This window comes from Jannaschia sp. M317, from assembly GCF_025141175.1.
Lineage (GTDB): Bacteria > Pseudomonadota > Alphaproteobacteria > Rhodobacterales > Rhodobacteraceae > Jannaschia.
On the sequence record NZ_CP081156.1, the window covers coordinates 23,687 to 37,581 of the forward strand.

10 protein-coding genes are annotated in these 13,895 nt (G+C 63.2%); 3 read left to right on the forward strand and 7 right to left on the reverse strand.

The window, feature by feature from the left end:
* Positions 1-3 precede the first annotated feature (3 nt).
* Together K3551_RS18180 and K3551_RS18185 are read right to left on the reverse strand one after the other, a co-directional pair.
* The gene (locus K3551_RS18180) at positions 4-1,488 is read right to left on the reverse strand and encodes a glycosyltransferase family 2 protein (RefSeq protein ID WP_259919847.1); all 1,485 of its coding nucleotides are present in this window, start codon (positions 1,486-1,488) and stop codon (positions 4-6) included.
* 24 nt (positions 1,489-1,512) lie between these two features.
* Positions 1,513-2,832 (reverse strand): nucleotide sugar dehydrogenase, encoded by a 1,320-nt coding sequence (locus K3551_RS18185; protein WP_259919850.1) that lies wholly within the window; start codon positions 2,830-2,832, stop codon positions 1,513-1,515.
* A 575-nt stretch (positions 2,833-3,407) separates the two neighbouring features.
* Between K3551_RS18185 and K3551_RS18190 the strand changes: the two genes are divergently transcribed.
* Entirely contained in the window at positions 3,408-4,697 is a 1,290-nt protein-coding gene (locus tag K3551_RS18190) for a hypothetical protein (RefSeq protein ID WP_259919852.1), read from the forward strand.
* A gap of 130 nt (positions 4,698-4,827) precedes the next feature.
* Here K3551_RS18190 and K3551_RS18195 read toward each other — a convergent pair whose 3' ends face one another.
* Together K3551_RS18195 and K3551_RS18200 are read right to left on the reverse strand one after the other, a co-directional pair.
* On the reverse strand, positions 4,828-7,653 hold the full coding sequence (locus K3551_RS18195) for a glycosyltransferase (RefSeq protein ID WP_259919854.1): 2,826 nt from the start codon (positions 7,651-7,653) through the stop codon (positions 4,828-4,830).
* Positions 7,654-7,655: 2 nt separating this feature from the next.
* Positions 7,656-8,252 (reverse strand): hypothetical protein, encoded by a 597-nt coding sequence (locus K3551_RS18200; protein ID WP_259919857.1) that lies wholly within the window; start codon positions 8,250-8,252, stop codon positions 7,656-7,658.
* A 172-nt stretch (positions 8,253-8,424) separates the two neighbouring features.
* Here K3551_RS18200 and rffA point away from each other — a divergent pair, with 172 nt between their 5' ends.
* Together rffA and K3551_RS18210 are read left to right on the forward strand one after the other, a co-directional pair.
* A complete protein-coding gene (gene rffA / locus K3551_RS18205; RefSeq protein ID WP_259919859.1) occupies positions 8,425-9,558 on the forward strand; it encodes a dTDP-4-amino-4,6-dideoxygalactose transaminase in 1,134 nt (377 codons plus the stop codon).
* Positions 9,559-9,594: 36 nt separating this feature from the next.
* Positions 9,595-11,232 (forward strand): hypothetical protein, encoded by a 1,638-nt coding sequence (locus tag K3551_RS18210; protein WP_259919861.1) that lies wholly within the window; start codon positions 9,595-9,597, stop codon positions 11,230-11,232.
* 7 nt (positions 11,233-11,239) lie between these two features.
* Here the strand turns inward: K3551_RS18210 and K3551_RS18215 are convergent, their stop codons facing one another.
* From K3551_RS18215 to K3551_RS18225, 3 genes are read right to left on the reverse strand one after another with little or no spacing between them, the layout of a single operon-like run.
* A complete protein-coding gene (locus K3551_RS18215; protein ID WP_259919863.1) occupies positions 11,240-11,920 on the reverse strand; it encodes a CatB-related O-acetyltransferase in 681 nt (226 codons plus the stop codon).
* Positions 11,910-12,803 carry an NAD(P)-dependent oxidoreductase gene (locus tag K3551_RS18220; RefSeq protein WP_259919865.1) on the reverse strand — a complete coding sequence of 298 codons (894 nt, stop codon included), beginning with the start codon at positions 12,801-12,803 and terminating at the stop codon, positions 11,910-11,912. The genes K3551_RS18215 and K3551_RS18220 overlap by 11 nt, the downstream gene beginning before the upstream one ends.
* Complete coding sequence (locus K3551_RS18225; RefSeq protein WP_259919866.1) at positions 12,800-13,894, reverse strand: acetyl-CoA carboxylase biotin carboxylase subunit family protein; 1,095 nt, start codon at positions 13,892-13,894, stop codon at positions 12,800-12,802. The genes K3551_RS18220 and K3551_RS18225 overlap by 4 nt, the downstream gene beginning before the upstream one ends.
* Position 13,895: the final 1 nt, after the last annotated feature.

Below are 13,895 nucleotides of genomic sequence, written 5' to 3' on the forward strand. Positions count from 1 at the left end.
CCCTCACTCAAAAGTGTTCACAAGCATGATGATCATCGCCAGCCAGCTGATGGCCAGGACGTGCATCGCCGTGGATTCAAGACGTTTGACCCGTTCGCCGGCGGGCAGGACGACCTTTGCGCCTGCGCCCTGACGGGTCCATTTCTGTCGGTCGAGCCGGAAGAACACGAAGGTCTTCACCGCCGCGCCGACGACCTGGCCGAAATAGAGGATCGGCGGATGGGTCACCGGGAACCACTGCCCGCCGCGGAACAGCGCGATATAGGCGCAGAACACGTAGCGGGTCATCAGAACCCACGAAATATAAAGCGGAATCACGACCGGCGTGCCAAGCGCCGCCGTCACCGCCACCGAAATCGGGCCCACCAGCGTGGTGAACATCGACACCCGCTGATCGAGGATCGACCACCAGGTGAAGAACCCCATGCGCGACGGCCCCAGGCGAATGGCGCGCCCGTTGGTGCGCATCATGTTGCCGAACCAGCGGGTCATCAGAACCTGCGCGCTTTCGAGGAAGGTGTCGCGGGGCTGTTCCTCGTAGGACCAGGACCGCACGTCGGGCAGATAGGCGGTCTGGTAGCCGTTCTTGAGCAGCCAGTACCAGGTCGACTTGTCGTCACCGGTCAGAAAGTCCACGCGGCCCAGCCGCCAGTGGTTGAGGTAGTCGCGATCGACCCCCTCGATGAAACCGGGGTTGGTGGCCAGCGAGGCGCGGAACACGCTCATCCGGCCCGTCAGGGTCAGGACGCGGTTGGCCAGCCCCATGGAGCACATCATCACCTGGCGCTGGTCGAACCGCAGGTGGAACCAGTCCTTGTACAGACCCTCTTTGCCGATCACCGCGCCTTCGTCGGTGGTCAGCGCGCCGACCTTCGGGTCGGTGAAGACCGGGGCCGAGGCGGCCCAGATGTTTTCCGGCACCACGGTATCGCCATCGACGAAGACCAGGATGTCGCGGTGGCTGGGGCCCAGTTGCGCCAGGATGCGCAGGGCCTTGGCCATGGCATCGCGTTTGCCCTTGGACGAGATGCGGTCGATGATCAGCTTGGTGCCGGTCATGTCCACGGGCATCGTCTGAAAGATGTCGCGGATCAGGCGGGCGTCCTTGCCGTCCACCACCGAGGCCACGATCGTGGCCCCGTCGCGGGCCGCCGCAGCGGCCCGGAAGATGGAGCGGTAGACCTCCAGCGTGATGTCCACGTCGACCATATAGGTCGTGACCATGAAGTAGCAGTGCGAGGGCCGGGGATCGGCGTCGAAACGCGCCTGGCGCTGACGCTTCCAGCGCGGATAGACGATGCGCCGGAAGATGATCGCCCGGGTGAAGTTGATGGCCGCCCAGCTATAGCGCCAGGCCCCCAGCACACCGACGACCAGAACGGCCGTCTTGGCCGCACCGGGGTCGCCCAGGAATCCTGCCGGCACCACCGATGCCAGCAGGAAGACCAGGCCGAAATACCCCAGATGTGTCAGTGTTTTGATCACCATTGCCCCAGCCCCCTGAGGATCCGCTTACCAGCAGATCCCCTCATAGCCCTCGGAGGTGACCAGCCCGCGGTTGAGCCGCGTCAGGTCGACCAGCGTGCGGCTGCCCACGGCCTGTTCCAGCTTGGGCGCGGCTTCGCGGTAGAAGTTGCCGACCAGAACGGTGCCCGAAGCTTCGATCAGGGCGTCCAGGTCGCCTTCCATGCGGTCCTTCAGATCCGGCACGCCGTCGTTGCCGCGACCGGCACCGGGGGTGCCCGCATCAAAGGCTTCCTGCACGAAGGGGTCATAGACCTTCACTTCGACGCCCTTCTTGATCAGGCGGGCGGCCAGGGCGACCAGCGGGCTTTCGCGCAGGTCGTCGGTGCCCGGCTTGAAGGAGATGCCGACGAAGCCGACGGTCTTGGCGCCGGAGGCCAGGACCAGCGCTTCGGCGCGGGCGATCTGTTGCTCGTTGCTTTCCAGGACCGCATCCAGCAGCTTGTGGGTGCCGCCGGTGGTTGCCGCCAGGTGGCGCAGGGCGCGCACGTCCTTGGGCAGGCAGGACCCACCAAAGGCAAAGCCGGGGCGCATGAAGTAGGGCGAAATCGCCGCCTTCGTGTCCGAGCAGATGATTTCCATCACCGTCTGACCATCAACACCCGAAGCTTTGGCGATGTTGCCGATCTCGTTGGCGAAGGTGACCTTGACCGCGCGCCAGGTGTTCGAGGTGTACTTGACCATCTCGGCGGTGCGGATGTCGGTCTTGTGGATCGGCCAGTCCAGATCCTTGTTCAGATCGTGCAGGATCTGGCCGGTGATCTCGTCCATGTGGCCAAAGACGATCAGGCCGGGGTCGGCGTAATCCTCGATCGCGGTGCTTTCGCGCAGGAACTCGGGGTAGTAGCCGACGCCGAAGCCTTCGCCCGCCTTCTTGCCCGACGTCTCTTCCAGCACCGGGATGCAGGCGGTTTCCGTCGATCCCGGCACGATGGTCGAGCGGATGACGACCGAGTGGTAGGCGTCCTTCTTGGCCAGCGCGGCACCGATGCCGGCGCAGACGTCGGTGACATAGACCAGGCCCACGGACCCGTCGGGGGCCGACGGCGTGCCGACGCACACGAAGGTCAGCTCGGTGTTGCCGATGGCGTCGTCGTAATCCTTGGTGGCGCGCAGACGGCCCGCCTGGACCACTTCGCGCACCAGATCGTCGATGCCCTCTTCCACGATGGGCGAGCGGCCCGCGTTGATTTCATCGATCTTGCCCTGATCGACATCGACCGCGATGACGTTGTGGCCGTCGCGCGCCAGACAGGCGGCGGCAACCACGCCCACATAACCAATTCCGAAAATGCTGATGTTCGCCATGGTCTGAATACCCGTATGTATGTGTCAGCTCGCGCCGTCTTGCGCGGCTCTCGGGTTCAGGTCGGCGAAGTCCCGCGCGTCAGGCAAGCGCGCCGGTAAAGAAGCATTAACCTGCATCAGCCAATCGTGCCGGATTTGATACAATCACCCCGTGTTGTGGGTTTTGTGCCGCGAAGATGCCGGGTTTGAACACATTTCGGCCATATTTCGCGGGAGATTCGAAGCGTCCGGCCGGGCCCCCGTCCCCGGCCTCCTGGACAGATCCGGGCCTTGCGCGCAGCGCGATCGGGGGGAGGCGGCGCGCGGTTTTTTACCGTTTGGCTCCGGGAAGGTGTCTGGATAGGCTGGGCCGCGGTCCGGTCGCTGGCATACCCTGCGGAGCTGACACGAAACCATGAAGCAACAGACGCCGGAGTCCGAGAATGTCCAGGAATATGGTGCCAGCAAGGGCCCCGCGGGATGGGGCTCGCAATGAGGCGCACAGACCTGACGGGCGCGGCCTTGCGGTGCCATCGGGAAACCGCGGGACGCCTCTCTGTTTTCTGGCGGATCGAACCGATGGGTTCGGAGAGCGTTTGCGCGCCGTCCTCAATGCCATGGTGGCCGCGGAGCAATTCGGCGGCGAGATGATCCTGGAATGGCGGGCGAAAGGGGGGCCGGGGGCCGTGTTCCACGTGGCCGGTGACCCGGAGGGGATATTTGCGCCCGCCTTCCTGGAACGGCACCTGGTGTCCAGGGAGGACGTGGCGCGCCTGTCCCGGCTCTCGACCACCGACAGCGCGTTCGAGGCCCGGTTCCGGGACGGGGCCGGGCTGCAGGACGGCGGAGTTGATGCGGTCGTGATGTCGCATGCGCGGATCTCGTCGCAGATGACGTCGCTGGCCGATGCCGATACCTGCGCGCTCTATCGCAAGGCATTCGACGATATCGCGTTCACGCCCCCGCTGGAGTTGGCCCGAACCCTTGCCTGGCAGGTTCCCTTGATGCGCGACTGTGTTGCGATCCACCTCCGCGCGGGGGACATCGTCTACGGCAGTTTCAGGGGCAGCGGCCGTTTCACGAGCAAGGCGATCCCGTACCCGCTCGGGGATGCCCTGATCGCGCAGGCACGGGCGGATGGCGCGGAGGTGCTGGTCTTCGGCGAAGACACCGCCCTCTGCCGGGCGCTGGCGCGCAGGCACGACGCGACCTTCGCGCCCGATCTGGTGCCGGAGGCGGATTTCAATAGCCTGCAATTCGCTCTCTTTGAAATCTGCCTCATGTCCAGGTGCCGCACGATCCATTGCGGCAACAGCGGTTTCGCCTATCTTGCGGCGTGGATCGGCGGGGCGGACACCACCTCGGTCGTTGACTGCTTTGGGGGGCGGGCCATTGTCGACGCAACCCTCACGGCGCTCAAAGACGTGCAGGCCGAGGTCTCCGATCTCCAGAAGGCCTACGCGGCATCCTACGCCGTCCACAACTATCCAAGCGCCATGACGGACGAGGAAAGGACCAGGCTGGTGTCTCTCTGTGTCGATCTCGACCCCGAGAACGCGCTGTATCGTATCATGGAGGCGGAGATCCTTTATACCTCCGGGCAGGGGGCGGAGGCCGATCGCCGCCTGGCCGCAATCAGCGATGCCGAAGGTCTGCTCAGCCTGGAATGGCTATTGCTTGAATCGTCGCCCGCGAATGTGGCTCGGCGGAAACACCTGCGGGCCTTTGAGCCCGCCGCCCGAGCCGGATTTCCGATGGCCGCCCTGTGTTTGGCATTGAACGCGAAGGCCCTTGGAAAAGACGGAGAGGCCAAACGTTACGCGGCGCTCTATCTGGAGAACCAGCACAAGGCCGAGACCCGCCTGGGCGCACTCCTGCACCCATGACGCCTTGCCCGTGAACCGACGGCCCTGTCAGACCGTACCACCGGAGCGCGCCCCTCGAACGTGAGGGTCAGACCCGCTGTGATAATGCGAATTATGTAACATTCCGGGCACGACGGCCCGAAGGGCCCACTTAGATCCTGACCGCGCGGGCCTGCGCCTGCAGCACCCGCGCCTTGCGCCGCGCCGCGGCACTCATCGCGCGCAACCGGCCCCGCGCCGCCGCAAGCGCAAGCACCGCATTGGTCACCGCCTCGCGGTCGTCGGCCGGAACAACCAGCCCGTCGACACCGCTGTCGATCATCGAAGGCGGTGCGCCGCGATCATAACAGATGACCGGTCGCCCCCCCGCCATCGCTTCGAGCACGGTGCGCCCGAAGCTTTCGGCAAATTTCGACAGGCTGAGCACGACATCGGCCTGCGCCACCGCCGAGACGGGATCAGCGCTGTAGTTGCGGAAATCCACGTTTGGCGGCAAGGGCTGCATCAGGTGCAGGTCCTGGGTCGGCGGTCCGATCAACAGGAACCGGACACGGCCTTGCGCGGCCCCGACATGGCGGGCGACCGCCAACAAGTCGGCCAGACCCTTTTTGGCGATGTTGCTGCTGATCAGCGCGACGCGCAGCGTCTCGCCGGGATCGAAAGGCAGCTCGAACAGAGCGTCATCGACCGAATTCGGCCGCACCGTCACCCGGTCGGGGCAATCCAGCCAGTCGGCCACCGGTTGCGAGGTGGCCAGGAACCGATCCGCCTGCTGCAGAAGAACCTGGCGTATCTCTTGGGGGGATCCACCCAGGTTGGTGCACAGGGCGACATCCTCGGACACCAACTCTCGGACATAGACGACGCTGGGCACGCCTTCGGCCCGGGCCGCCAGCAGCGGCGCATCCATGACGATGGTGTTCACCAGGACCGTCTCGGGGGCATAGCTGCGGATCAGGTCGCGAATGATCTCGACCGTGCGCGCCACCGGGGGCCGTTGCAGGTGCCGCCAGATCTGCGGCACGACGACAACCGCACCGCTGACCGCGCGCAGGGCCTCCAGGTAGTCGGTGTTGCGCAGCGCCGGCAGCACGACGACAGGCCAGCCGCCGGACCGGGCAATGTGCCGAACGACCGACAGCAGGCTGCGCTCAGCACCGAACAGCATCCGACCCGCCACATGGGAAAAGATCAGCGTGCAGGGGCGATCCCCCCGCCGTTCCGCCAAGGCCCCTGCAAAGGTGGGGCGCGGCGCGGCGCCGGCCGCCCTGCCCCGGGCCTCGAAATGCAGCACGGGGTTTTCATCCTGCGCCAACCCCTGAGCATACCGATACCCGCCGGAGCTGAACTCCGGCCCCGGATCGAGGTCATTCTGCGCGCCCCCGGTCAGGTAATGGCGCACCGGGCTGATATCCGCCTGCAGGACGTCCCCATGCCCCAGCAGATACCAATCGCGGTCGAACACGGGAGAGGCCCGCAGCCGGTCGAAATCCGATGGCGGCGGGGCCGGATCGCCCAGATCCAACGCATCGGGAACGCGAAAGGGACGCGTTTCGGGGTGCTGCGGCAGATACAGGTCTTCGGGCTGGTCGGCGCGGGCGTGCCAATCGTGGGCCGCCTCCATGTAGGTTCGGCGCACACCCTTGAACTGGGTGCGCAGATGCGTCGCACTGACATTGGTCAGCGAGGCAGGATCGGTGCGCCCGAATGCCAGCGGCAGGCCCGGATGCACCTCCCGGATGGATTGCGGCCCGAAGCAATGCAGGATGCGGTAGTAGTATTCGGTATCCGCATTGACCCGCACCCGGTCCCAATACCCCAAAACCTCGCGCAGGCATCCGCGCACCATCAACGAAGACACGTTGCGATAGATCCAGCGGTCTTCCATCCGCCAGCGTGTCATGGCCAGGTCGTCGCTGGCGCGCACCCAATGCGACACCGTCCCGCGCAGCGACGGATCCGCCATCAGCGGCAAGACCTGCGCCTCGATCTTGAACGGGTGGGCCCAGTCGTCGGAATCGTGCACCGTCACGAAATCCCCACGCGCGGCCTGGAACCCTGTATTGCGTGCGGGATAGGCCCCCTGATTGCTGTCATGACGCAGAACCCGGATGCGGGGATCCGCCTTGGCCGCGGCAGCGGCCCGGGCGGGACCATCATCGACCGATCCATCGTCGACGACCAGGATTTCCAGGTTCTGCCAGGATTGCGCGCGCAGCCCGCGCAGCGCGCAGTCCAGTGACCGGGCGGCGTTGAACACCGGCACGATCACCGTAACCAGCGGCTGATCCGCGGGGGCGACCGTCGCCACAGCATTCGAAGCCGTATCCAGGCGGTCGAACCAGGATCCCTCGCCCTCGTTCAAGGTGACCGGCAAAACCAGATGGCGGGCATAAAGCGTGGTGAGGCAGCTCGCGATCTCCCAATCGTCGGCCCCGCGATGGCGGCGGATCTGCAAGTGCGCCAGGTCGAGATCGGGCAGCGGGCCGAACCGGTCCCGCGCCCGCTCCAGGACATCCTCGGCCTGGACCGGGTCGCCACAGGCCAGCGCCAGGTCGATCGACAACAGGAACGGCCCCGGATGCCGCAGGATCCGCGCGCCGTCGGGGGTGGCGTGAAAGACGTCTATCGCCCTGCGCGCGGCCTCGGCCTGCCCCGCTTCCCGGTACCAGCGGGCCAGGGCCCAACCCGCCAGCGCCCGCTCATGGGGTGGCCCCTCGGCCATCAGCCGGACAAGCGCGGGCTCGGCCATCGCCTCGAACCCACGCCAGAGCATGTGGTCCAGCGCCAAGGCCTGCACCGGACCGCCCAGCCGTCCTTCCTGCAGGCCGGAGGTCAGGAAATGGTCGAGCGGATCAACCCCCGATGCGCGTACATCGGGGTTGTTCTGCAGATACCAGACTGGATCGAAACCGCTGATCTGGTCCTGTCGGTGGACCGCTGCGGCCCCGCCATGTGGGTCTTTGTCTCGGCCCAAGTTCAGCTCAACGGCCGTCCATCTGCTTTGCCGATGGCGACGTAATGGGCCAGGGCGGGCCAGCCGGCCTGAGCCACGTCGGGATTGGCCATGTAATAGCTCATCGTCGAGAAATGCGGGCCCGGATCACGGCCTTCGAACGCCCCGGAGCGGACGTAATGTTCCTTGGGGCTGATGCCGCTTTCGCGGACGTCGGCATAGACCTCCAGATACCAGGCCGGATCGAACAATTCGGTGTCGCCCAATGTATCGATCTGATGCTGAAACGCGGGCACGCCTTCGAATGTCCCGTCACGCTGACTGCGTTCGCGTACACCCGCCAGGATCAATTCAACCGCGTGGCGATCCTTGAGATCCGCAATCTCCGCATCGGCCTCGGCCCGGATGCCGGCCCCGATGTTCTCCATCTGGTCGGTCAGGGCGACGAGCTCTCTGATCCGGTCGTCGAGAGACTGGCGCAGTGCCTCGATCTCCGATCTCAGAAGGGCCTGGATCTCACTATGGCTCCGCGTCGTGCCCCGACCTGCGTCGGACGGAGCAGTTTCGGCGGAGGGGGCATCGGCAGCAGGCATCTCGTTTTTCTCTCCGGTCAGGCTCATAAGTGGCGTCAGCACTAACAGCTAATTTTTGCAGGCGCATCCCCAATCACCCGATGCCCGCGCCGCCGCCCGGCGGGGCAGACTTGACCACTTCTGGTCAAACGGATACGGCCAATAGACAAAGAACAGACATTAAGAATTGCTGCCTGCTTTAGGGCATTTCAGGATTTAGATGCAAAAGATTCCCTTCAATGCTCCTTCGATTGTCGGCGACGAACTGGCTTACATTTCCGATGCCATCGCGCGCGGCCAACTGTCGGGCGACGGGCATTACACAAAGCTTTGCAACAAGCTGATCGAGGCGCAGACCGGGTCGCCCAAAGCTCTCTTGACGCATTCCTGCACCGCCGCGCTGGAGATGGCGGCGATCCTGTGTGATCTGGCCCCCGGCGACGAAGTGATCATGCCTTCGTTCACCTTTGTGTCGACCGCCAATGCCGTGGCGCTGCGTGGGGCGATCCCGGTGTTCGTCGATATCGACCCCGACACGCTCAACATCAGCCCCGCCGCGGCCGAAGCCGCAATCACCGACAAGACGCGGGCGATCTTTGCCGTCCATTACGCCGGTGTCCCCGCCGAGATGGATGCCCTGCGCGAGCTGACCGATGCCCATGGTCTGATGCTGATCGAGGATGCGGCCCAGGCCCTGGGATCGACCTATCACGGCCGCCCCTGCGGCAGCCTGGGCGACGCCGCCGCCTTCAGCTTTCACGAGACCAAGAACCTCATCAGCGGCGAGGGTGGGGCGCTGACGATCAATCGCGAAGACCTGGCCGCCCGCGCCGAGATCATCCGCGAAAAGGGCACCAACCGGTCCCGGTTCCTGCGCGGCCAGGTGGACAAATACACCTGGGTCGACATCGGGTCGTCCTTTCTGCCGGGCGAATTGGTGGCGGCCTTCCTTTATGGTCAGCTCGAGAATACCGCCCAGGTGAACAATGTGCGCCTGGCCGCCTTCGACAGCTACAACGCGGCCTTCGCCGACCTGGAGCAATCCGAACGCCTGCGCCGTCCGATCATTCCGCAGCACGCCGCATCCAACGGACATATGTTCTATCTGATGCTGCGCGACATTGCTGATCGCGACAGCTTCATCGCCCATATGCGCGACCACGGCATTGCAACACCGTTCCACTACGTGCCGCTGCATTCCTCGCCGGGGGGGGAAACCTATGGCCGTGTCGCCGGATCCCTGGAGGTCACCGACGACACCTCTGCCCGGTTGGTCCGTCTTCCGGTCTATTATTCCGTCGGGGACAAGATCGATCGCGTCATCGAGATCGCGCGCACCTACCTGACCGCCTGAGCGGATCTTACCCGTCCCTGCAAACGGCGAAGTATCATGACACAGATGGACATGTCCTCAGAAACTCTCAGACAGGCTGACCTCGTGCCGTTGGCCCGGGCGATCAAGAACAGCAAGTTCGACGTCGCAAAAGCCGAATTCGCCCGGATCGACGCCTACGAGAAGCAGATCGAGATCGGCAAAGCCTTTTGCATCGACATGCTCGAGGACATGCTGAAGCTGCGTGTCAATCTGTGCTATGTGCTTTTGTTCGCGGCACTTCTGCGCCGGCACCGCCGCGCCGGCGATTTCAACGTTCTGGATCATTTTCTGACCCGGGCGCGTGAGACGGTCGATCAATACGACAGCTTTCCGCAGTTCTTCCAGATGCAGCTGATGTTCGCGGCCAAACGGCGCGACAAGACGTTCTTTCTTTATGACACGCTGAGCCAGGGCACCTACCAGCACGAACTTGCGAACACGCAGCTGTGCCGGGACCGCATCGGAACGGCTCCGGCTCCGACCCGTTCGCCGGATGCCCCGATCCGCACGGTCGTCTTCTGCGCGTCCTTCCTGCCGGAAAGCTACAACATCAAACATGCTCAGATGTTCGTGGATTTCATGGTCTATCTCGCGACTTATCGCGCCAGAACGCGTTGCGTCCTGCTCTTGACCTACGAGACTGTGTTCAACAACGATCTCTTCCCGGTTTTCTCTCAGGAAAGCGCAAATCAGACCACCATTCGCAAGAAGATCGAGGCTGCCAACGCACAGCACGGACTCGACATGGAACTGATCTGCATAGACTCGACGCTGCCGCATCTCACCCGCCTCAAGACAGCGAGAGATACCATCATCGATCTGAACCCGGATCTGATCTCTTTTGCCGGCGGTTATGGAAAATGCGAGAGCTACTACCTCGCGTATCATTTCCGGGAACGGCCTTCCGTCTTTCTGCCGACATCGGCCAGCAACACCGTTGCCGAACACTACACCGCCGTGTTCACAAAAGAGGCCAACACCCAGATTGCAGGTGCAGAAGGCAAGATCATCGCGGTGCCAAGCACCTCTTTCGAAGGGTTCGATGTCTCGGTCGACGCGCAAGGCGATCGTTTCTTCGACATTCACAAAGACAAGAAGGTGGTCTTCTCTGCTCTGGGCGGAGATCGGATCTTCAAGGCGCTGTCGGCCTGCGGCCCGGAATTCTTCGTCCAACTCGATACATTCCTGAGCGAGCACCCGGATGTAATCTGGGTTTTCGCCGGGGTCAGGTCGCGGAATGAAATCATCGACATCGACCCGGTGATCGAACGCAATGTGACCAACGGCCAAATTGTCGTTCTGAGTCATATCAAGAACTTTGGCCACTACATGCAGCAGTCTCGGGTCTTTGTCAGCCTGCCCAACTCCATCGGTGGCGGCTTTTCAGGCACGACTGCGACCAGCCTGAACACGCCAACGATCTGCTGTTTCGCATCTGATCTTCCTGGGGCATTTCAACCCAAGGAGTTGTGCTTCGCCGACGAAAATTACACCGGTCTGTTCAAGGCGCTGTCCAAGATTGTCACGGACGACGCCTACCATGCCGGGATCCAGACCACCCTGCAGGATATCAAGGAAGAATACAGCCTGGAGACGGTCAGCCGGCGACGTTTCGAAGCCATGGAACAGGTCATATCAGACTTTCATGCCTGACCGGACCCTAGCCGGTTTCGAGTTGGTCAAGGACTTCGGGCGTCGGCTCGGCAGAGATCAGGTCATACTTCGCCTGCAGATCCGCGACGTCCCAATGCCACCATTGCAGCGCCTGTAGCCGGTCGACGATCGCATCAGGAAAGCGCGAACGCAGAATTCGGGCGGGGTTTCCAGCGACGATCGCATAGGGGGGCACGTCGCGGGTCACGACTGCGTTGGCAGCGATGACCGCGCCGTTGCCCACCGATACGCCGCGCATGATGGCCGCGCCTGCTCCGATCCAGACGTCATGGCCGATCGTTATCTTGCCGGCAAAGCGGTCGTAGGGCGCAGGATGTCCTTCTGGACGGATGCCATCGTAGGGGTTGTAGAGAAACGCATGTTGCGTCACCCGCGAAACATCGTGATTGGCCCCCCCGATCGTCACGTTCCAGGCACAAGAGCAGAAGGCACCGACCTCAGCCTGCATCACCACGGTGTTCATCCCGGTATAGCTGAAACGTCCCATCTCGGATCGGAAAACCTGGTTGTTTCGATCGATCCGTACGCGTTCCGCGAGGGTCGAGGCATCCACCCGTGAGAAGTTTCCCACGACCGTGTGGTCCGCCAGCCGTGAGGACCGGACCCGTGCTCCGGTATAGATCCTGCTCGAGGCTGCCACGTCGCTGTCGATGGCGTCAAAATCCATATCGGGACACCATCTCTGGCACCTGCAGGGTGGCGGCGATGTCACGGATCGCCTCCTCCAGAGAATAGCTCGGGGTCCACCCAAACGTCTCCGTCAGGTGCGAGATATCCATCAGACTGTGCTCATCCAACCGGGCCGCACCCTCCGCGATGCTGTAATTACCGGGACGGCCGAAAGCCGCGCAGATACCTGCGGCCATCTCTTCGATGGTGATGGCCGTACCGGAGCCGAGGTTGAAGACGCCGGGTGTCCCCCGTTCCAGAACCGCGCGCATCGCGCCCACCACGTCCTTGACATAGATGTATTCCCGCCGCAGGCCCGTTGCCGACAGCTTCAACGCCTGCCCACGGAAGCCGTTCCGGAGGAAGACGGTCGTGACACTGCGATCATATTCGCCCAGCCCGAAAACCTGGGCCAGACGTAAGGCGGTGACTGGCAATCCCTTACGGCGAGTGAAGAAATCCGCCGACAACTCGGACTGTCCCTTGACCATGGCGTAGGTGGTATCCGGGGCAATCGGGTCCGTCTCATGCCAAGGTGCCGGAAGCGTCCCGTAAAGGCCGCGCGTCGAGGCAAAGATGACATGCCTTACGCCGCAATCATGCGCCGCCGAAAACAACCGGTGATCGAGTGCGGCATTCTCCAGAACAGCGGCTTCGTTGCCACCATGCATCCGCTGCGCGGCCAGGTGAATGACTGCGTCGCAGTCCTTCAGGACATCGGACAGGCTTGCAGTCCCGTAGTCCGTCTCGCGCACCTCGATATCGGCAGGCCCGTCAGGCGAAACACGCCGTTGCAGGGCCACCATATCGTGATCCGCCTTCAGCCCCGCCAGAATGTGATGACCGAGAAATCCGTTCGCCCCGGTCACGGCGACCTTCATGCCGGGTCTACCACGATCTGGAAGCCCGCTTTCTCCATGTAACCGTTCATCCGTGATACCTTCTGACCCTCGTCATAATACCACACAAGGGTCTCGGCCTCCGGATCCGTTTCGACCCTGTGAAAGGTTTCCCCCGGTGGTTGGCAGAGGAATTCGAGAACACCAGCTCTGAGCGGGATGTCCTTTGGAAAGACAGGTGTATCGCCCTGTAGGTGGCGGATCGAGGCATCCAGCAGGTCGACCCCGGTGGTGGCCCGGATCAGGCGCCACATGTGACATCCATCCAGGCGCGGAGTCACCTCGATCAGACGCGGCGTTTCCGCATCGATCTTGATCTGAAAATAAGCGGGGCCATTGCGGATCTCGAGCGCCTTCAAGCTCTCTTCGGCCAGGCGTCTGACATTTGCGACCACCTGGTCCGACAGGGTCGTGGGCAGGATGTGCTTGCGGATGATACCGCCGTCGAACTGCGCCCAGGCGAGGCGGTCGGACGGCAGGAAGAACACGAGTTCGCCGTCTACCATATAGGCGTTCACGGAAATCTCGACCCCATCCACCTTGCGCTCGAGGATGGCCTTGCCGCTGCGCGAGAAGGCGATGGCCGTCTCGAAGGCGGCAGGGATCTCGTCATGGGACGTGATTGTCTGCACGCCACGCTGGCCCTGGCTGTCGACGGGCTTGAGCATGGCAGGCAAGGGTATATCACGGCCGCCCGTTCCGTCTTCCAGCAGGGAAAATTCCAGCGCCCCATAGGTTTGCGCCAGTTCGGTCCGCAACTTCACCTTGTTGTTGCAGATCACCGCAGTGCGACTGCTGACGAAATGCGGCAGGCCCAACTGTTCGGCCACATACATGGCACTCGGCATCGCCACGTCGGACCCCACGGAATAGACATAGTCGATCTCATTGGCCTTGGCATATTCCAGCACGGCGTCCGGGTCGGCGATGTTGACGAGACCGAACACGTCGGCCAGCGAATAGCCCCGCGCCTCGGTGCTGTTTGCAAGGGCGTGAACCTCAAAAGATCCTGACAGATACTCCAGAAGATCAACTTGCGCGTTGCCTATGCCGAGAACGAGAAACTTCTTCATG

Bases quoted from the DNA above. Each gene is read 5' to 3' on its own strand.
- K3551_RS18185 (WP_259919850.1), bottom strand. From the start codon at position 2,832: ATGGCGAACATCAGCATTTTCGGAATTGGTTATGTGGGCGTGGTTGCC.
- K3551_RS18225 (WP_259919866.1), bottom strand. From the start codon at position 13,894: ATGAAGAAGTTTCTCGTTCTCGGCATAGGCAACGCGCAAGTTGATCTT.
- K3551_RS18220 (WP_259919865.1), bottom strand. From the start codon at position 12,803: ATGAAGGTCGCCGTGACCGGGGCGAACGGATTTCTCGGTCATCACATT.
- K3551_RS18210 (WP_259919861.1), top strand. From the start codon at position 9,595: ATGACACAGATGGACATGTCCTCAGAAACTCTCAGACAGGCTGACCTC.
- K3551_RS18200 (WP_259919857.1), bottom strand. From the start codon at position 8,252: ATGAGCCTGACCGGAGAGAAAAACGAGATGCCTGCTGCCGATGCCCCC.
- K3551_RS18215 (WP_259919863.1), bottom strand. From the start codon at position 11,920: ATGGATTTTGACGCCATCGACAGCGACGTGGCAGCCTCGAGCAGGATC.
- K3551_RS18180 (WP_259919847.1), bottom strand. From the start codon at position 1,488: ATGGTGATCAAAACACTGACACATCTGGGGTATTTCGGCCTGGTCTTC.
- rffA (WP_259919859.1), top strand. From the start codon at position 8,425: ATGCAAAAGATTCCCTTCAATGCTCCTTCGATTGTCGGCGACGAACTG.